The sequence below is a fragment of the Puia sp. genome, from assembly GCF_035546395.1.
Classification (GTDB): Bacteria; Bacteroidota; Bacteroidia; order Chitinophagales; family Chitinophagaceae; genus Puia.
The window spans coordinates 1-18,787 of record NZ_DASZXR010000018.1; the positions used below are offsets into that span (position 1 = coordinate 1).

The window sequence follows — 18,787 nt, forward strand, 5'->3', positions numbered from 1 at the left end:
GGCGGCCCGGCGCGACGCGCCGGGCCGCCTAAAAAATCGTACCTTTGCCGCTTTAAGCCGGCACAAATTATGGCAATGACAACGGAGAAAAAGAATATCAGGCATCTGAGCCTGAGTGAGTTAGAACAATACTTCGAAACCCTCGGCGAAAAGAAATTTCGCGTCAGGCAAGTCTGGGAATGGCTCTGGCAAAAACATGCCCACCACTTCGACGACATGACCAACCTCAGCAAAGAATTGCGCCAACGCCTCGCCGACCACTTCTCTTTCCCCGCCCTCACCGTCGACGCCACCCAATACTCCGCAGACGGCACCATCAAAAGCCGCTTCCGCACCGCCGATCACCATTTGGTAGAAGGGGTCCTCATCCCAACCGACGAACGCAAGACCGCCTGCGTCTCCTCCCAAATCGGCTGCAGTCTCAGCTGTAAATTCTGCGCCACCGGCTACATGCAACGCAAACGCAACCTCGACTACGACGAAATCTACGACGAGGTCGTCCTGATCAACCAACAATCAGAGCGCGTCTACGAGAAGAAGCTCACGAACATCGTGTTCATGGGTATGGGCGAGCCGCTACTCAACTACAAAAACGTCCTCAAAGCCATCGAAAGGATCACGAATCCAAATGATGGCTTGGGCATGAGCCCCCGGCGCATCACCGTCTCCACCGCCGGCGTCGCCAAGATGATAAAGCAGCTAGGGGACGACAAGGTCCGCTTCAAGCTCGCCCTCTCCCTCCACGCCGCCAACGACCAAAAGCGCAACGAGATCATGGGCATCAACGAGACCAACAATATCAAGGCCCTCATCGAAGCATTGAATTATTTCTATCAGCAGACCGGCAACGAGATCACGTTTGAATACATCCTCTTCAAAGACTTCAACGATAGCAAACAAGACGCCGACGAATTGATCAAAATTTACCGTCAAGTACCCGCCGATCTCATCAACATCATTGAATACAACCCCATCGAGCAAGCGCTCTTTTCAAAGCCCGAAGAGAATGCCATCGAGCAGTTCATGAATCACCTGGAAAAGAATCGCGTCAACGCCCGCCTCCGCCGCAGCCGCGGAAAAGACATCGACGCCGCCTGCGGTCAGCTCGCCAACAAAGACCAATAAACACCCCGAATGGACGCCACCCTCCTGCTACAGAGCATCGCCCGCCATATCACCCTCAGCCCGGAGGAACAGGCCCACTTCATGTCCATCCTGCATTACAAAGCGGTAAAAAAGAAACAATTCCTCACCCGCGAAGGCGACATCTCCCGCGGACCGACCTTCGTCATCTCCGGCCTCCTCCGCAGCTACTCGATCGACAACAACGGCAACGAACACGTGATCCAGTTCGCCCCACCCGGCTGGTGGGTCGGCGACCTCGGCAGCATGATCCACCAACGCCCTTCCATCCTCAGCGTCGACGCCCTCGAAGACAGCGAAGTCATCTTTATCACCGAAGCCGACATCGAAGATCTCTACGAACGCATCCCCAAATTCGAACGCTTCTGGCGCATCCTCACCCAGAACGCCCTCGCCGCCCACCAGGCGCGGCTCGTCAACATCCTCAGCCTCCCCGCAAAAGCACGCTACGCCGAATTCTGCCGACTTTACCCTTCGCTTATCGACTGCCTGCCTCAAAAGCAGATAGCCTCTTACATCGGCGTCACCCCCGAATTCCTTAGCAAGATGCTCAACACCCGCGCTTAATCTACATTATTCCGCTCGCCTCGCCCCCATCGTACCTTTGCAACACAAGGAGATAACAATATGACAAAGAACATCGAACGCATCATCCCCCAACCCCTCGCCCCCGGCATGGTCGGCGACGGCTTCCGGGTCTATAATTATATCCCCGGCGGCGACAACCCCGCCACCTCCGTACCCCAACAACGCATCAGCCCCTTCCTCCTGCTCGACTTCGCAGCCGAGGTCGATTTCGCACCCTCCAACCGCGCCCGCGGCGTAGGCGTCCATCCCCATAAAGGTTTCGAAACCGTGACGATCGCCTACAAAGGCAGCGTCGCCCACCACGACAGCGCGGGCAACAGCGGCGTCGTCCATCCCGGCGACGTCCAGTGGATGACCGCCGGGGCAGGCATCCTCCATAAGGAATACCACGAAGAGAACTATTCAAAGAAGGGTGGCCCCTTCGAAATGGTACAGCTCTGGGTGAACCTTCCCAAAAAGGATAAGCTCACAAAGCCCCATTACCAGGCCATCACGGCCGATCAGGTCACAAAGCTCGTCCTCGAAAACAACCAGGGCCAGGTCAACGTCATCGCCGGCACCGTTAATGGAACCACCGGCCCGGCCCAAACCTACACCCCTGTCATCGCGGCCAACCTGGACCTCAACACCGGCGCGCAGTTCACCACGGCGACACCCTCCGGCTACAACACCGCCCTGCTGGTGATCAAAGGCAGCGTGGAAGTCAACGGCCAGTCTGCACCCAACCACAGTTTTGTATTGTTCGCCAATGAAGGCGAAGAGATAAACATAACCGCAACCGAATCCGCCACCCTTTTACTCCTCAGCGGCGAACCCATCAACGAACCCATCGCCGCCTACGGCCCCTTCGTCATGAACACAAAGGAAGAACTCATCCAGTCCATCCACGAAGCCCAGTCCGGCAAATTCGGCACACTAAAATAACTCCAACGCCCCCGGCTTGCGCCGGGGGTATTTTTATTCCGACCGCAACGCCCGCACCGGGTTCGCCGTCGCCGCCCGGACCGCCTGCCAGCTCACCGTCAACAAAGTGATCGATAGCGCCAACCCAAACGTATAAATGAACACCGAAACCCCGACCGTCGTCCGGTAATCGTACCCCGCCAACCACCGATTCATCCCCATCCACGCCATCGGCGCCGCAATAAGAAATGCAATCCCCACCAATCGCACAAACTCCCGGGAAAGCAACGCCCACAGCTGCGGCACACTCGCCCCCAACACCTTCCGCACCCCGATCTCCCGCACCCGCTGCTCCGCCATAAAGCTCGCCAACCCAAACAATCCCAAACAGCTGATAAAAATGGCAAAGACGGTAAAGAACACCGCCAGCCGCAACACCCGTTCCTCACTCAAAAACTTCCGCGCATAGGACTCCGATTCGAACCGGAAATCAAACGGTGCGCCGGGATTATATTTATGAAACACCGACGTTATCACCGGAATCGTCGAAGCCAGGCTCCTCGCCGGATTCGCCTTCACAAGGATCCAGTTGGAATTCGACGTGTCGATCATATAGATCGCCGGCTTCACCGTCTCCTCCGGACTCCGCATCACCATATCCTTCACCACCCCGATGATCCGGTACCGGTTGTCGGCCCGGCTGCTGTAGAGGTAATTGACAACCGAACCCACCGGCTCCTTGAATCCAAGATACTTCGCGGCCACCTCGTTGACCAGTATCGCCGCCGAATCCGTCGCAAACTGCCGCGAGAAATCCCGCCCCTTCACCACCTGCCAACCCAGGGTTTTGCCGAATTCCGGCGTGACAAAGCTGATGTCAAACCCCGGCGTCACATTGGGATCCTTCCCGGCCCAGTTGAACCCGCTCTGCTGCCAGGCCCCGCCCGTCGGCGTATTCGTAGATTGAGTAATATCGACAACAGCGCCGGTCTCCAACAACTCGTCGCGTATGGCTCTGAAATGATGGACCAGATCGTCCGTGTTCATCTCCACCGACAATAAACCCTCCAGCGCATAACCCACCGGCCGGTTCTTCACAAAAGCGATCTGCCGGAACACCACGACCGTCCCAATGATCAGCGAGATCGAGACGACGAACTGCAACACGATCAGCGCCTTCCTCGGGATCGCCGCCGCCGCACCCGCGCGGAAGGTACCCTTCAGCACCTTCACCGGATTAAAGGAAGAAAGATATAAAGCCGGGTAGCTCCCCGCAATAACCCCGACGAGCAGGGTCAATGCCGAATACACCGCCCAAAACCGCCAACCCAATTCAAGAGTGATCCGGCTCCCTGCCAGCGCGCTGAACCCCGGCAATGCCAGCTCGGCCAGCAACACCGCCAGACCCGCCGCCAACATCGCCATCAGCAGGGACTCCCCGAGAAATTGCAGCACCAGCTGCCCCCGCATCGACCCGATCGACTTGCGGATGCCGACCTCCCGTGCCCGCCGCTCACTCCGCGCCGTCGCCAGGTTCATAAAATTGATACAGGCCAGTAACAACACAAACACCCCGATGCTGCCAAACATCCGGAGATAGCGGATAGCCCCGCCCGTGTTACGGCCCTCCTTCCATTCCCCATACAAATGCCAGCGCGACATCGGGACGGCCAGCACCACGGGCTTGTCATTCCGGCCATGCCCGTCCAATGCTGTCCTGATCCGCGCATTCACCCGTTCGACATCGGCGCCCGGTTGCAATTCCGCAAGGATGCCAAATGAATTGGCGTTCCATTCCCCCTCGACGCCCTTCACCCAGCTCGCCGACTGCTCGAAAGCCGTCCAATTGACGATATAGTTCCTCCCCTTCCAGTCGCTGTTCTCGGGGATATCTTCATAGATACCCGTTACCTTCAACACCATCTTATTGTCCATCCGGATGCTTTTATTCAACGCCACACCCTCCCCAAACAGCGCCCTGGCCTGGCTCCGGCTCAGCAACATCGAGCTGGGGTCTTCCAGGCTCGATGACCCCGCCAGCATTCGAAGCGAGACGATATCGGCCAGGTCCGACTGCGCAAAAATGCCGGTGCTCACGATCGGGTCCGCGCCCTCCCGCTGCAGGATATGGCCGTCAGGAAAGCTATTCACCGCTACCCGCTTGAAATCGGCCGCATATTGTTCCCGCAACTTCCCCGCCAGCGGGAAGCAATCCTGGTCCCGGGTCTGCGTGTGCCCATTATGTGTCGAATGATGCCGGATGTCCACGATCCGCGAATAGTTCGCAAACGATTTATTATACCTGAGTTCATCGTTTATCCATGCCCCGATGAGCAACACGATGGCCATCCCCAGGGCCAGTCCCAGGATATTGATAATAGAATAGACCCGGTTGCGCGTCAGGTTGCGCCAGGCGATGGTAAGGTAGTTGATCAGCATAAAAAGAGGAGTTGCGACAAATGCGGAACAAACATCGTCTTTTTTTTGCCCCCCTTGGTACTATTTTTCCCGCCCCACCCTCCTATAGGCATGCACCCCTCCGAAGAACAGTTCTGGTCCCTCGTCAGCCTCGACCTCGCCGGCGAAGCGACCCCCGAACAAAAAACAGAACTGGCGCAGCTCCTCCGAGCCAACCCCGATTGGAATCTGCGCCTCGAACTCTATACCAACCTCTACAAAAGCCGCCCCAAACAAACCCCGGTGGACGAGTCCAACTTCAGCCGCCACCTCCAGCGCCTCAGCAACCACCTCTCCGAACCGACCCTCCAATATGAAAAGCACCCCAAGATCCGGAAACCCTGGATCGCCGCCGCGGCAGCAGTCCTCCTCGCCGCCGCCGCCATCTACCTCCTCAAACCCACCACCCCCAACAACGAATCCAACACCGTCACCACCCGCCCGGGCTCCCGCTCCAAAGTCCAGCTCCCCGACGGAACCACCGTCTGGCTCAACGCCGACAGCCGCCTGTCCTATAAAGTAAACAACACCGGCCGGGATGTCGAACTCACCGGCGAAGCCTATTTCGACGTCGCCAAAGACAAGGACCACCCCTTCCGCGTCCACACCTCCACCGTCGACGTCCTCGTCCTCGGCACCACCTTCAACCTCCGCAGCTACAGCAAGGAATACAACACCGAGACCAGCCTCTTCCAGGGCTCCGTCGAAGTCACGCTCCGCAACAATCCCGACAAAAAGATCATCCTGCACCCCGAGGAGAAGATCACGGTGCACAACAACGAGGCGGTCGTCACCTCCATAAAGAAACCCGAACCCGACGCCGATCAGCCGCTCATCACCGTCGGCAGGATCCACCGCCAGCAAAAGGACAGCAGCATCATCGAGACCCTCTGGACAAAGAATCAGCTGTATTTTGATGACCGTACCCTCGAAGAGGTCGGCTTTATGCTCGAACGATGGTTCGGGGTTCACGTCACCATCACCGACGACAACCTGAAACTCCGCCGCTTCACCGGCAACTTCGAGGAAGAAAGCCTGCCGGAAGTCCTGGAGGCCCTCCGTATCTCCAGCGACTTCCACTATACGATACGAAAAAAAGAAGTCATCATTACCCCATAACTAACGAAAAATTGCCGCATATGAAATTCCACACATAACCACCCCCGACAAACAAGAAGGCGGAAGATGCTCGCAACATCCCCCGCCCGATAAAAACGGGAGTTCACCCCGTCCAAGACAGCAATTGCCCGCGAGGGCAATCAACTATCCATTACTATCAACACTAAATTATGCAATGTCCTCCACTCATCAAATACCTGCTGATGATGAAACTTGCCATTTTGCTGGTCCTCGTCTTCTCCACCCAATCCTACGCCCGTCTCTACGGCCAGCAGCACAGCATTAGCCTCCGGCTCGAAAAGGTGCAGCTGAAAAAGGTCTTCCGGGCCATCGAGAACCAAAGCTTTTTCCGATTTGTCTACAACGACGACGTCATCCCCCGTGAACAGCTGGTCACGATAAACGTCAAGGAAGCAAGCATCGACGAGGTCCTTCAAAAAGTCCTCACAGGCACCCCCCTGAAATACCGGAAGCTCGGCGACAATCTCGTCGTCATCAGTCGCGGCGGGACCCCTCAACCGGCCCGCCAGGAACTCGCGGTAACCGAAGCACCCGCCCCACCGGTGACGGGAAAGGTCGTCAATGCCAAAGGCGAACCGCTGGCCGGCGTCACCGTACAGGAAAAAGGCACCAACAACGCCACCACCACGCGCGATGACGGCAGCTTCAGCATCGATGTGACCAATTCCAACGCCACCCTGGTCTTCTCCTATGTCGGCTATCAACAACAACAAGCGCCGCTGAACGGCAAGACCAACCTCAACATCACCCTCGCCCCCGAGACGACCAACCTCAACGAAGCGGTGGTCATCGGCTACCAGACGGTCCGTCGCAAGGACCTCACCGGCGCCACGGGGATCATCAATATGGAAGATGCCGGTAAGCTCACCACCGGCAATGTCGCCGAATCGTTCCAGGGCCTGGTCCCCGGCGTGACGGTCCGCACCGGCGGCAACCCCGGCAGCAACCCCACCGTGGAGATCCGCGGGGTTGCCAGCTTCACCAACACCTCGCCCCTCTACGTCATCGACGGGATGCTCGCCGACGTCGACGCTACCGTCAACCCCGACGACGTGGCCAGCGTCCAGATACTCAAAGACGCTTCCGCCGCGGCGATCTATGGGTCCCGCGCGGGTAATGGGGTGATCATCATCACGACAAAAAAAGGCCGCGAAGGCGCCGCAAAGTTCTCGGTCACCGGTAAATTCGGGATACAGACCCTGCCGAAGAAATGGGATGTCATGTCGGCCCCCGACTATCTCAAGACCGTCCAGACGGAATACGCCAACTCCGGTATTACGCTTCCCGCAGGAGTCGCCGCCCAGGTGGCGAACAACAGCATCAAAACGGACTGGCAGGACGCCGTCACGCGCACGGGCAACGACCAGGATTACAACCTCAGCATCTCCGGCGGCAGCCACACCAGCAGCTACCTGATCTCCGGCGGCTACTACAGCAACAAAGGCGTCCTTATCGGCAACGACTTCCAGCGCGCCAGCCTTCGCATCAACACCGAGACACACAAGGGCCGCCTCACCGTCGGCGAGAACCTGATGCTCAGCAACTCCAGTGGGGAATACCCCGGCGCCGGCATCAACGCTTTCTATGAGGCGCCCTCCATGCTTCCCATCATCGCGGTCAAGGGCCAGCAATACACCACCATCCCCTCCAATCCCGCCGGCTGGGGCATGGGCACCAACGACGTACCCACCTACGCCAGCAACTACGCCGCCGTCGCCGCGCTCGATCGCATCAACTTCAACTATTTCAAGATCATCGGCAACGCCTACGCGGACTTCAAATTCACCCCCTGGCTCAGCTACCGCTTTAACATGGGCGCCTGGGCAAGCTTCAACTACGGCAACGAGATCCGCGACACAGGCATCTGGCGATACAACAACCAGCCGCCGAACACCAGCGTCTCCAACGATCGCCGGACCTTCACCAATTTCCTCCTCGAACACACCCTCAATTTCAACAAGTCCTTCGGCCTTCATAGCCTCAGCGCGGTGGTCGGTTTTTCCCGGACCCAACAGCAGGATGATTACACCATCGCCAGCCGCACGCTGCTCCAAACCATCGGCGGCCAGCAGTTCACCACCATCGGCACGGCCGTCGGCGCCAGCTCGACCGACGGGGGCACCGACGTCCTCTGGCGCCAGCATGGCTATCTCGGCCGCATCAACTACAATTATGACGACCGCTACCTGCTGACCCTCACCGGCCGGATCGACCAGGATACCCGCTTCGGCCCCAGCAATCGCACCGGCTACTTCCCCTCCGTCGCCGCAGGGTGGCGCATCAGCCGGGAGAAGTTCTTCCATGTTAGTTGGATCGACGAGCTGAAGGTCCGCGGCAGCTGGGGCAAGCTGGGGATCAGCAGCAGCCTCGACGCCTATGGCTCCTTCCCCTATTTGTCAGTGCTCAACAACAGCCCCCGGGCGATCTATGGCGTCAACCAGAACGTCGTGGTCGGCCAATACCAGGCGGCCCTCTCCAACCCCGATATCCGCTGGGAAGAACGCAAGGAGGAGAATGCCGGCTTCGACGCCAACATCCTCGGCAATCGCCTTAGCCTTTCCGCCGATCTCTACACCTCCACCTCGAACGGCGTGTTGGTCGCGCTGCCCCAACCGATGTATCTCGGCACGGTACAGGCGACCGGCCAGCAAACGGTCACCAACGCGGCCTCCATCCGCAACAAAGGCATCGAGTTGGCCGTAACGTACCGCAGCCCCCGCCAGCGGGATTTCAAATGGGATATCTCGGGTAACCTGACGACCATAAGCAATAAAGTGTTGTCCGTAGGCAACCAGGGCGTGGACGCCACCGGCACAAAGGTGGACTATCTCGAGGCTACGAACTTTATCCGCGCCCAGGTGGGTCACTCCATCGGTCAATGGTATATGATCAAAACGGCCGGCATCTTCAAAAGCCAGGACGAGATCGACAATTACAAGAATAAAGCCGGCCAGGTGATCCAACCCAATGCCAAACCCGGCGATGTCAAATACATCGACGAGAACGGCGACGGCGTCATCGATAATAAGGATCGCCAGTACTGTGGTTCCCCCTGGCCCTCCCTGCAGGCCGGCGCCCAGTTCAACGCTTCCTACCATGGCTTCACCCTCAATATCCAGTTGGTCGGCATCTTCGGGTATAAAATATATGACGACGTCCGCCATGTCCTCGACGGCTACCAGCTGACCAATTTCCGCAAGGCCATCAACCCCTGGTCGGCGAGCAACCCCAATGGCAGCGACCCCCGCCTCGCCGTGGACAATCCGGGCGATCCCACGGTATCGATCAACAATATGGCGCAAACCTCCCGCTGGCTCGAGAACGGCAGCTATGTCCGCATCCGCAACATCGAGATCGGCTACCAGCTGCCCAAAAAGACGCTGGCCGCCGCCGGGATCAACAATGCCCGCGTCTACATCAGCGGCCAGAACCTCATCACTCTTACAGGCTACAAAGGGCTGGACCCCGACGTGATGGGCAACTCCATCATCGCCCGGGGCTTCGATACGGGTAACTGGCCCCCCAGCCGCGTACTGTCAGCCGGTTTGCAATTTGATTTCTAAGTCAAAAAAGGTAACAATGAAAAAACTACTCACCATATCGATCCTCATCACCGCTATCGCGGGCTGTAAGAAAGATCTCACCCTCACCGACCCGGATCACGCCACCGCGGCCAGCTTCTGGAAGACGGCCACCGATGCCCAGCAAGGCGTCGCAGCCATCTACAGCACCTATCACCGCGTGGGCCTCGCCCGGAATCTCTACTTCTTTACGATGATCCACTCCGACGAAGGCTACAGCACCAGCCCCAACCCGGATATCGTCAACGTCTACGACGTCTTCAACATCACCGACTACAACGACTGGCAGATCACTACGGTCTACCAGGATGACTACATTGGGATCAATCGCTGCAACCAGGTCATCGACAACGTCCCGGCCATTCCAATGGACGCGGGTGTCAAATCCCAGCTGATCGGCGAGGCAAAGTTCATGCGCGGGTTCTTCTACTTCAACCTCGCCACCACCTTCGGCAATGTCGCCATCCAGCTCCATGAACCCAAACCCGGCGAGTACCCGGCCACAAAGTCCCAGGACAGTGTCTTCGCCCAGGCCGAACAGGATCTCACCGATGCCGCCGCCGCCCTGCCCCCCAGCTATGACGCCGCCGATGTCGGGCGGGCCACAAAAGGCGCCGCCTATGCGATGCTCGGTAAATGTTATATGCAGCAACGCAAATGGCAGCAGGCCCAGGCGGCCTTCGAATGGCTCGTCACCGGCCCCGGCAAGTCCCTATATTCGCTGGTCCCGAACTATCGCTCGAACTTTATCGAAACCTCCGAGAACAACAGCGAATCCGTGTTCGAATGGCAGAACAAGGTGAACCCGAACGATACCCACGACGACGACACGCAACCCGGCACCTCGGATAATCTCAATTATGGCACTTCGATCCCACCCTTCTTCGCACCCTCGCCCGTAGGCTTCACCGATGGACAGGCCCGTCGCTGGGTCGTCTGGGAATTCCTGAAGGAACAGACAGCCGATGGTCACCGCGATCCGCGGCTGCCCGCCACCTTCCTCTATGACAGCACCGACGAACGGGGCCCCGCCTTTACCCTCGCCTACGGAAAACCCTGGAACCAGCTGGGGCTGGCGGCGCCCGGCATTCCTCATAGCAACGTGAACGAAGTGTGTTTCCGCAAGCAGCTCGACGATTCGCTGATGACCGGCGAAGTGTTCCACTCGGGGAATAACTATCGATATATCCGCTATGCCGATGTGCTGCTCCTTTACGCCGAAGCCCTCAACGCACAGGGCCAGACCTCGCAGGCCTATCCCTATGTCGACCAGGTGCGGGTCCGCGCGGGGCTGGCGCCACTCAGCACAGCAAAACCCGGCCTCAGCCAAACGGATTTCCTCAACCAGCTGAAGCATGAACGCATCACCGAACTGACCGGTGAAGGCCATCGCTGGGAAGATCTCGCACGCTGGGGCGACCTCGGCACCGGTCTCGCCGCCCGCGATGCCGGCTTCGCCTATTTCAAGACCGGCCGGGATGAATTCTTCCCGATCCCCCAGTTCGATATCGACGTCAATCCCAATCTCAAACAAAATCCCGGTTACTGATGCGTAAATTTTTTTTAATCCTATTCGCCCTTGCCTGCGGCAAGGGAAACACCCACGGGGGCGGCGTCACGCCGCCCCCCATCGACACCACCACTTTCACCAACCCCCTGCTCAACAGCGGCCCCGACCCCTGGGTCATCCAAAAGGACACCACCTATTATTACACCAACACCACCGGCGATCACCTGGCGATATGGCCGACCGGCAAAATGTCGGCCCTCAACAATGCCCGGCCGATCACCATCTGGACGCCGCCCGCCACCGGTCCCTACAGCAAGGAGATCTGGGCGCCCGAACTGCATTTCTTTGATGGCAAATGGTACATGTATTTCGCGGCCGACGACGGCGACAACTTTCACCATCGCATCTACGCACTGGAGAACGACAACGCCGATCCCACCACCCTCAACTGGACGTTCAAGGGAAAGGTCGCCGACACCACCGCGGACCGCTGGGCCATCGACGCCTCCGCCTTCGACTACAACGGCAAACGTTACCTCATCTGGTCCGGCTGGCCCGACACGCTCAACGTCGAACAGGATATCTATATCGCGGAGCTCGCCGATCCACTCACGCCAAAAGGCCCGCGGGTGCTCCTTTCGCGCCCGACCCTGCCATGGGAACGCCAGGGTTCCACCGGCGGATTGCCCTTCGTAAACGAAGGCCCTGAGGCGTTGATCAATCCCGGCGGACAGTTATTCCTCACCTATTCGGCCACCGGCTGCTGGCAGGACAACTACTGCCTCGGCCTGTTGACCCTTAGATCGGGAGGCGACCCCCTCAATCCCGCCGACTGGACCAAGGCCCAAAATCCCGTATTCACCACCGCGGCCGCCAACAACGCTTACGCTCCCGGCCACAACGGCTTCTTTATTTCGCGCGACGGCAAGCAAAATTGGCTGCTCTATCACGCCAACTCACAGGCCGGCCAGGGTTGCGGCAACGCCCGCAGCCCCCGCATGCAGCCCTTCACCTGGAATGCCGACGGTTCACCCAACTTCGGCACACCCGTCGCCACCGGTAAGCCGATGCCCAAACCGGGTGGGGAATAACCACTATATTTAAGGCACAATAAAAACGATTATGCGCAATCTCCTACTGCTAACTTGTCTTGCCCTCGCATTCCAAACCCAGGCGCAACGCGCTGTCTGGTCAAAAGAAAAAGCCAACGCCTGGTACGCGGACAAACCCTGGCTCCGCGGCTGCGACTTCATCCCGAGCACGGCGATAAACCAACTGGAAATGTGGCAATCCGCCACCTTCGACCCAACCACCATCGACAAAGAACTCGGCTACGCCGAGGGCATCGGCCTCAACTGCATGCGCGTCTTCTTACACCACGCCGCCTGGCAACAGGATCCCAACGGCTTCAAACAGCGCGTCGCACAATACCTCGACATCGCCGGCAAACACGGCATCACCACCCTCTTCGTCTTCTTCGACGACTGCTGGAATGAAACCTATCATACCGGAACCCAGCCCAAACCGAAAACCGGCATCCACAACTCCGGCTGGCTTCGCGACCCGGGCAAACGGTACTACGACGAGCCCAAACTCGTCGACACCCTGGAGGCGTATGTCAAAGACATTCTCACCACGTTCAAACACGATAATCGCATCCTTCTTTGGGATCTGTATAACGAACCCGGCAATTCCAACTACGGCGACAAAAGCCTCCCCCTGCTGGAAAAGGCCTTCCAATGGGGTCGCGAGATCGACCCCGACCAACCCCTCTCCGCGGGCGTATGGAGCGAACGGCTGACGACACTCAACACGTACCAATTGCACAACTCCGACGTCATCACCTATCACAACTACGAACCCGCCGCGGCGCACCAAAAATGCATCGACACATTGAAGCCCTACGGCCGCCCGCTCCTCTGCACCGAATACATGGCGCGGCTGAGGAACAGCACGTTCTATAACATCATGCCCATCCTGAAAGAACAAAAGATCGCGGCGATCAACTGGGGACTCGTCGCCGGGAAGACCAACACGATGTACGCCTGGGATACCCCCATGCCCGATGGGAAGGAACCGAAGGTCTGGTTCCACGACATCTTCCGCCCCAACGGGACGCCATACGATCAAAAGGAAGTGGACTTTATCAAGTCTTTAACAACCTCTCGCTAACGCCTGCCGGCAATAGCGCGACAATTTTCTTGGTGGCGATCGCCACCTGGTTGCGGACGGTCAGCACCGACAAATGCAGGACGTCCGCAACTTCTTTGTATTTCATGCCCTCCTCCTTCACCAGCTGGAAGATGATCCGGCACTGCGGCGGCAACTGCCGGATGGCCGTCCGGATCTTCTCCACCGCATCGGCGGAGATACAAAGCTCTTCCGGGTTATCGAAATGGATCAACACCTCCGGATCGGCCTCGTCCAGGCTCAACACGACCTTCTTGAATTGTTGGGTGAGATAGTTGTAGCAAAAGTTCCTCGCGAGGGTGAACAAATAGACCTTCAGGTTCTCGATGCCCATCAAACGGCCCCGAATCTGCCACAGTTTGATAAAAACGTCGGAGACCATTTCCTGGGCGATATCAGGGCTTTTTACAAAGGCGCAGGCGAAACGATGGAGACCGGGGTACAGGAGGTTATACAGTTGCTCATAGGCCTTCATATCCTCGTACAAAGCGATCTTTTCCTGCAGTTGTCTTATTTGAGTTAGTTCCTGGTCCATCAAGCCCTTAAAGTTAAGCAAAAAACGTACCTTTACAGCTTCGCCCCACTCGGTTCGCCGGAGCCGCTCCGGCCGGGATCCCACATTACTGTTGTAAAACAGCATACACCATGAAGCGTAAAACAGACAATTTCAGCAAATTCTACAACAAAAAGAACAACGCTGCCATCAAGGAATCCTTCCGCCAGGAAAAGAAGGCCGCCAAGCGCGAACGCAAAGAAGCCATCGAACGGCACTTCGAAGAAAAGCGTAAAGCCCGCGCCGCCCAGGAGGCCCAGGCGCAAAAAGCGCCCCTTCCCTCAAAACCCATCAAATCAACCTCCAAACCACCCGCCGCCGCGCCGCAGGCGCCGGGCGAACAGCTCCCATTAAATAAATATATCGCCCATTCCGGCGTCTGTTCCCGCCGCGACGCGGCCGACCTGATAAAACAAGGCAAAGTCACCGTCAACGGCAAGCTCATCACCGAGCCCGGCACCAAGGTAATGCCCGCCGACACGGTGAACGTAAACGGCAAAAAAGTCACCATCTCCCACAACCTGGTTTACATCCTTCTCAACAAGCCCAAGGATTATATCACGACCACCGACGACCCTCAAGGCCGAAAGACCGTCCTCCAGTTGATCCGCCAGGCCACCACCGAACGGGTCTTCCCCGTCGGCCGCCTCGATCGCAACACCAGCGGCGTGCTGCTGATCACCAATGACGGAGACCTGGCCCAAAAGCTCGCCCACCCCAGCCACGAGATAAAGAAAATATACCACGTCGTCCTCGACAAGCCCCTCACCAGGGCCGACTTCGACAAGATCATCGGCGGCCAGATCGTCCTCGAAGACGGCCCCGCCCATGTCGACGTCCTCGCCTATGCCGATCCGAAGGACAAGACGCAGATCGGTCTCGAGATCCACAGCGGCCGCAACCGCATCGTCCGCCGCATCTTCGAACATCTCGGCTATGACGTAAGAGGGCTGGACCGGGTGATGTATGCAGGCCTGACGAAAAAGAACGTCCAACGCGGCAAATGGCGCCTCCTCTCGGAGAAGGAGATCCGGATCTTAAAATATCTCAACTCCTCCTTCAAAGGCAGCCTCGCCCCAACCCGATCCGCCGCTGCCCCAACCCGAGCCGCAAGCCCGGCGCCCGCCAAACCCAAACCCGCGCCGGCGATCCCACCCAAAGGCGAAAAAAAGTCAAAACCCGTCAAGGGCCGCAAACCCTATAACCCTAATTCCGGCTCCGCCGGAATCACCGCGTCCATTGAAAAGACGTCTATTAAACAAGGTAAATCCCCCCGCCCCGAAAGCGATTAATCCCCCGATACCCCCTCGCCGATGCAAAAGCTCGACATCCTCTTCGAAAACGACGACTTCGTCGCCATCAATAAACCCGCCGGCCTCCTCAGCGTGCCCGACCGCGAAGGCAAGGAACAAAGCCTCAAATCCCTCTTAAGAGAAAAATACGGCAACATCTTCGTCGTCCACCGCCTCGACCGTGACACCAGCGGCGTCATCCTCTTCGCAAAGAACGAAGCCGCCCACAAAAACCTCTCCGGCATCTTCGAAGACCGCCAAGTGGAAAAGGTCTACCAGGGCCTCGCCCAGGGCGCCCTGCCCCAAAAACAGGGCAGCATCGACCTGCCCATCATGGAGCATCCCACAAAACCCGGTATCATGGTGATCAATCGGAAAGGCAAAACCGCCCTCACCGATTACGAGGTCCTCGAAGAACTCGGCCCCTACTCGCTCGTACAGTACCGTATCCACACCGGCCGCACCCACCAGATCCGCATCCATTCCCAGTCCCTCGGTCATCCCATCGCCTGCGACGAAGTCTACGGCGACGGCCGCCCCGTCTTACTCTCGTCTATCAAACGGAACTACAAATTGAGCAAACAGGAAGAGCACGAACGCCCCATCCTCTCGCGCCTGGCCCTCCACTCGGCCCTACTCCGCTTCACCGATCCCGCCGGCACGACCCATACCCTCGAAGCCCCGCTGCCAAAGGATATGCGGGCCCTGATCCAGCAGTTGCACAAATGGGGATAGTGATTCATTCGATATCCCCCAATTCCAACTCCACGTCCGTCTCCGCATACCCCACACAGGTGAGCACCAACCCCGCCTCCAGGTCCTTCTCCGTCAACACCTCGTTCTTGCTCATCTTCACCCGCCCTTTCACACACTTCGCCACACAGGTACTGCACACCCCACCCTTACAACTATAGGGCAACGCGATGCCCCGGTCCAGCGCCGCCTGCAATATCGTCGCCGGCCAGGCGGCCGTAAAGTCATATCGCTGATTCCCCGCCCGCACGACCACCTTCTTCGGGGTCGTATCCGCCAGCACCGGCGCGGGCGGCACATATTCCACGGTAAAGTTCTCCCGCCTTATCTGCTCGTCACTAACCCCCAACAGCCTCAACGTAAACACCGCCATCCGCATAAAGCCCACCGGCCCGCAGAGATAGAAATGCTCGTCCCCACGGATATCGGCCAGCATCTCCTGCAACAAGCCGTTGTTCAATCGCGCCACCGGCGCCACTCCACTCAGCAGGCTGATCCACTCCAAACGTCCCGCATCCGCCATGCGCCGCAATTCCTCGCGGAAAGGGATACTCGGCTCATCCCTGTTTTGAGTGATCAGCACTATCCGCAGCCCGGCCATCGCCCCCTTGATCAAACTAAAGACCGGTACCATCCCGCTCCCCGCCGCGAGGAATACCACGGTCCCGCCGGCCCGCTCTTCCAACAAAAATTTCCCCGCCGGCGGCAGGCTCTGCAACACATCCCCCACCCGCAACCGCCCGATCAACATCCGGGACACCTCCCCATTTGGGACCCGCTTCACCGTGATGGAAGGCAACGCATCCACCCCCGGCGTAGAAGAGAAGGAATAACTCCGCCTCAACCCCCGGCCGCCAAAGGAAAACAAAAAGGTAAGGAATTGCCCCGCTTTATATTCCAACGCCTCACCATCCCGCCGCCTCAGAACCACCGTCACCATCTCCGTCGCCTCGGGCCGGATGGCAACCACCACCAGGTCGATAGTCGTCATACGGCAATCTACGAATTCTCCAACAACTCCACCATCTCCGCATCCCCCCGCCGCCTCGCCCACTCCACCGGCCTCGCCCAGGGCCGGTCCGCCGGCGCCGATACATCCGCGCCCCGCGCCACCAACCACCGCACCATCTCCATCTGCCCATGCCGCGCCGCCCATCCCAACGGCGTCGACGCCCACTCCGACTCAACAACATCCAACTCCGCCCCAAATTCCACCAACACCTCCACCACGTCGACCAGGCCCTTCGCCGCACAACGATGCACCATCGCCATGCCCAACCAATTGGCCAGCCGCGGATTCAACCCCCGCTCGATCAGCCAACGCGCCTGCGAAGCAGAAGCAAAGGTCCCCGAATCCCACCAGGCCTGCGACAGCATCGTCTGCTTGCGCAGGATATCCGGCTGATAGTGCAGGATCAACTCCAGCATCGGCTGCAAACCCTCGCTGATGAGTCGACCAAGAAACTGTTCCACCGGCGCCGCCGCATCGGCCTCCAGGATGCCCCGCAACACCGACTCATCCGCCTCATAGGCAATAATATCGGGATCACGGCGGGTGACATGCGAAGCGACCAGCTCCATCAACTCCGGCGAGGCATTCGCATGCTTCGCCATATGCAACACGTCCCCGCTGGACTCCACCATCGCATTCGCATCCGCCCCGTGTTCCAGCAACAGCTCCGCTATCTCGAAATGTCTTCTCCCTACCGCCGAATGCAGCGCCCCGCCGAAGGGCGCGATCCCCGGTTCGGGCTCGTTTGGATTGGCGCCCCGCGCCAGCAACAGCTTCACGACTTCGAGATGCCCGTTCGCCGCCGCATTCCGCAGCGGCAGCCCACTATAGTACCCCACATGGGCTGGTTGACGATTGACCAGACCGGGGTCGGCATCCAGCAACTCCTTCACCCGCTCATACCACCCGATCTTCGCCGCTACCGCAATATCGCAATACGCTCCCCGGGCGATGAGCCAACCCAGTACGACGAGGTGAGATTGCAACCCCGTCGGCGGCAGGTCGCGATACCAGCTTCGATAATCATAATCCCCATTCGTCAGGTCCAACGGCCGCGCCCCATCCGGCCGCTGCGCCATGATATCGGCCCCCCGCGAAAGAAGCCAGTCGATCAGGTCTATCTGCCGCGTCAACACCGCCCAATGGATCGGCCGGTTACCCTTCTTATCCGCCGCATGCACTAACTCCGGATTCGCACCAATCAACTCCTTCACCCGCGCGACATCAAATTCTTTAATAGCCGCCCCAATCGCATCCCCCTCCGGCCGAACCCCATACTTCTCCCGCATCCACCGCTCCAACCAATCCGCCAGCTCCCCATACCCCCGCAGCGCGGCCGCCTCCGTCACCGGCATCCCGAAAGAATACACCGGCCTCACACCCCGCTCCAACAAATATTTTACCACCTCGATCCGGTTCTCACGGATCGCAAAATGCATGGGCGTCAAATATTCCAGCTCACACCTTAACAGCGCCGGATCACGCGCCTCCAACAAGCGAACCTGCTCAAGATCCCCGCTCATCGCCGCCACGAACATCGCCCACACATCCACTCCCCGCCCCCGGCTCCAGGGCAGATACGCTTCTGTTTGTAACACGGGCGGCTCTCGCATTCCGGCCGGTAATTGATAGGTACTCATATGCTAAATATACAATAATGCAAAC

14 protein-coding genes are annotated in these 18,787 nt (G+C 58.6%); 10 read left to right on the forward strand and 4 right to left on the reverse strand.

Going from position 1 to position 18,787, the window contains the following annotated elements; translation table 11 throughout:
• Positions 1–75: 75 nt before the first annotated feature.
• Genes rlmN through VHE34_RS25530 form a run of 3 tightly spaced genes read left to right on the forward strand, consistent with a single transcriptional unit; the run spans position 76 to position 2,655 of the window.
• Positions 76–1,125 carry a 23S rRNA (adenine(2503)-C(2))-methyltransferase RlmN gene (gene rlmN / locus VHE34_RS25520; protein WP_325593258.1) on the forward strand — a complete coding sequence of 350 codons (1,050 nt, stop codon included), beginning with the start codon at positions 76–78 and terminating at the stop codon, positions 1,123–1,125.
• A gap of 9 nt (positions 1,126–1,134) precedes the next feature.
• Complete coding sequence (locus tag VHE34_RS25525; protein ID WP_325593260.1) at positions 1,135–1,710, forward strand: Crp/Fnr family transcriptional regulator; 576 nt, start codon at positions 1,135–1,137, stop codon at positions 1,708–1,710.
• Positions 1,711–1,770: 60 nt separating this feature from the next.
• Positions 1,771–2,655 carry a pirin family protein gene (locus VHE34_RS25530; RefSeq protein ID WP_325593262.1) on the forward strand — a complete coding sequence of 295 codons (885 nt, stop codon included), beginning with the start codon at positions 1,771–1,773 and terminating at the stop codon, positions 2,653–2,655.
• Between the two features lie 33 nt (positions 2,656–2,688).
• On the opposite strand, the gene VHE34_RS25535 is transcribed toward VHE34_RS25530, so the two are convergent.
• Entirely contained in the window at positions 2,689–5,073 is a 2,385-nt protein-coding gene (locus VHE34_RS25535) for an ABC transporter permease (protein WP_325593263.1), read from the reverse strand.
• 90 nt (positions 5,074–5,163) lie between these two features.
• Between VHE34_RS25535 and VHE34_RS25540 the strand changes: the two genes are divergently transcribed.
• The 5 genes from VHE34_RS25540 to VHE34_RS25560 all read left to right on the forward strand — a co-directional run bounded on the left by VHE34_RS25540 (position 5,164) and on the right by VHE34_RS25560 (position 13,494).
• On the forward strand, positions 5,164–6,210 hold the full coding sequence (locus tag VHE34_RS25540; protein WP_325593265.1) for a FecR family protein: 1,047 nt from the start codon (positions 5,164–5,166) through the stop codon (positions 6,208–6,210).
• A gap of 170 nt (positions 6,211–6,380) precedes the next feature.
• Positions 6,381–9,794 (forward strand): TonB-dependent receptor, encoded by a 3,414-nt coding sequence (locus VHE34_RS25545; RefSeq protein WP_325593267.1) that lies wholly within the window; start codon positions 6,381–6,383, stop codon positions 9,792–9,794.
• Between the two features lie 16 nt (positions 9,795–9,810).
• On the forward strand, positions 9,811–11,361 hold the full coding sequence (locus tag VHE34_RS25550; protein WP_325593269.1) for a RagB/SusD family nutrient uptake outer membrane protein: 1,551 nt from the start codon (positions 9,811–9,813) through the stop codon (positions 11,359–11,361).
• The gene (locus VHE34_RS25555; RefSeq protein ID WP_325593271.1) at positions 11,361–12,413 is read left to right on the forward strand and encodes a glycoside hydrolase family 43 protein; all 1,053 of its coding nucleotides are present in this window, start codon (positions 11,361–11,363) and stop codon (positions 12,411–12,413) included. Before VHE34_RS25550 ends, VHE34_RS25555 begins: the two co-directional genes overlap by 1 nt.
• 31 nt (positions 12,414–12,444) lie before the next feature.
• Positions 12,445–13,494 carry a cellulase family glycosylhydrolase gene (locus tag VHE34_RS25560; RefSeq protein ID WP_325593273.1) on the forward strand — a complete coding sequence of 350 codons (1,050 nt, stop codon included), beginning with the start codon at positions 12,445–12,447 and terminating at the stop codon, positions 13,492–13,494.
• Here the strand turns inward: VHE34_RS25560 and VHE34_RS25565 are convergent.
• Complete coding sequence (locus tag VHE34_RS25565; protein WP_325593275.1) at positions 13,469–14,047, reverse strand: RNA polymerase sigma-70 factor; 579 nt, start codon at positions 14,045–14,047, stop codon at positions 13,469–13,471. The two genes, VHE34_RS25560 and VHE34_RS25565, sit on opposite strands and share 26 nt — an antisense overlap.
• A gap of 110 nt (positions 14,048–14,157) precedes the next feature.
• On the opposite strand from VHE34_RS25565, the gene VHE34_RS25570 reads away from it, so the two are divergent.
• Positions 14,158–15,357, forward strand: a complete 1,200-nt coding sequence (locus VHE34_RS25570) for a pseudouridine synthase (protein WP_325593277.1) — start codon at positions 14,158–14,160, stop codon at positions 15,355–15,357.
• A gap of 21 nt (positions 15,358–15,378) precedes the next feature.
• Positions 15,379–16,092, forward strand: a complete 714-nt coding sequence (locus VHE34_RS25575; protein ID WP_325593279.1) for an RluA family pseudouridine synthase — start codon at positions 15,379–15,381, stop codon at positions 16,090–16,092.
• 4 nt (positions 16,093–16,096) lie between these two features.
• Here VHE34_RS25575 and VHE34_RS25580 read toward each other — a convergent pair whose 3' ends face one another.
• Entirely contained in the window at positions 16,097–17,101 is a 1,005-nt protein-coding gene (locus tag VHE34_RS25580) for an iron-sulfur cluster-binding domain-containing protein (protein ID WP_325593281.1), read from the reverse strand.
• Positions 17,102–17,109: 8 nt separating this feature from the next.
• On the reverse strand, positions 17,110–18,762 hold the full coding sequence (locus VHE34_RS25585) for an ankyrin repeat domain-containing protein (protein ID WP_325593283.1): 1,653 nt from the start codon (positions 18,760–18,762) through the stop codon (positions 17,110–17,112).
• Between the last annotated feature and the right edge of the window lie 25 nt (positions 18,763–18,787).

What these genes read in the sequence shown, in the direction of transcription:
- rlmN (WP_325593258.1), top strand. Translation starts at nt 76, where the DNA reads ATGACAACGGAGAAAAAGAATATCAGGCATCTGAGCCTGAGTGAGTTA.
- VHE34_RS25525 (WP_325593260.1), top strand. Translation starts at nt 1,135, where the DNA reads ATGGACGCCACCCTCCTGCTACAGAGCATCGCCCGCCATATCACCCTC.
- VHE34_RS25530 (WP_325593262.1), top strand. Translation starts at nt 1,771, where the DNA reads ATGACAAAGAACATCGAACGCATCATCCCCCAACCCCTCGCCCCCGGC.
- VHE34_RS25535 (WP_325593263.1), bottom strand. Translation starts at nt 5,073, where the DNA reads ATGCTGATCAACTACCTTACCATCGCCTGGCGCAACCTGACGCGCAAC.
- VHE34_RS25540 (WP_325593265.1), top strand. Translation starts at nt 5,164, where the DNA reads ATGCACCCCTCCGAAGAACAGTTCTGGTCCCTCGTCAGCCTCGACCTC.
- VHE34_RS25545 (WP_325593267.1), top strand. Translation starts at nt 6,381, where the DNA reads ATGCAATGTCCTCCACTCATCAAATACCTGCTGATGATGAAACTTGCC.
- VHE34_RS25550 (WP_325593269.1), top strand. Translation starts at nt 9,811, where the DNA reads ATGAAAAAACTACTCACCATATCGATCCTCATCACCGCTATCGCGGGC.
- VHE34_RS25555 (WP_325593271.1), top strand. Translation starts at nt 11,361, where the DNA reads ATGCGTAAATTTTTTTTAATCCTATTCGCCCTTGCCTGCGGCAAGGGA.
- VHE34_RS25560 (WP_325593273.1), top strand. Translation starts at nt 12,445, where the DNA reads ATGCGCAATCTCCTACTGCTAACTTGTCTTGCCCTCGCATTCCAAACC.
- VHE34_RS25565 (WP_325593275.1), bottom strand. Translation starts at nt 14,047, where the DNA reads ATGGACCAGGAACTAACTCAAATAAGACAACTGCAGGAAAAGATCGCT.
- VHE34_RS25570 (WP_325593277.1), top strand. Translation starts at nt 14,158, where the DNA reads ATGAAGCGTAAAACAGACAATTTCAGCAAATTCTACAACAAAAAGAAC.
- VHE34_RS25575 (WP_325593279.1), top strand. Translation starts at nt 15,379, where the DNA reads ATGCAAAAGCTCGACATCCTCTTCGAAAACGACGACTTCGTCGCCATC.
- VHE34_RS25580 (WP_325593281.1), bottom strand. Translation starts at nt 17,101, where the DNA reads ATGACGACTATCGACCTGGTGGTGGTTGCCATCCGGCCCGAGGCGACG.
- VHE34_RS25585 (WP_325593283.1), bottom strand. Translation starts at nt 18,762, where the DNA reads ATGAGTACCTATCAATTACCGGCCGGAATGCGAGAGCCGCCCGTGTTA.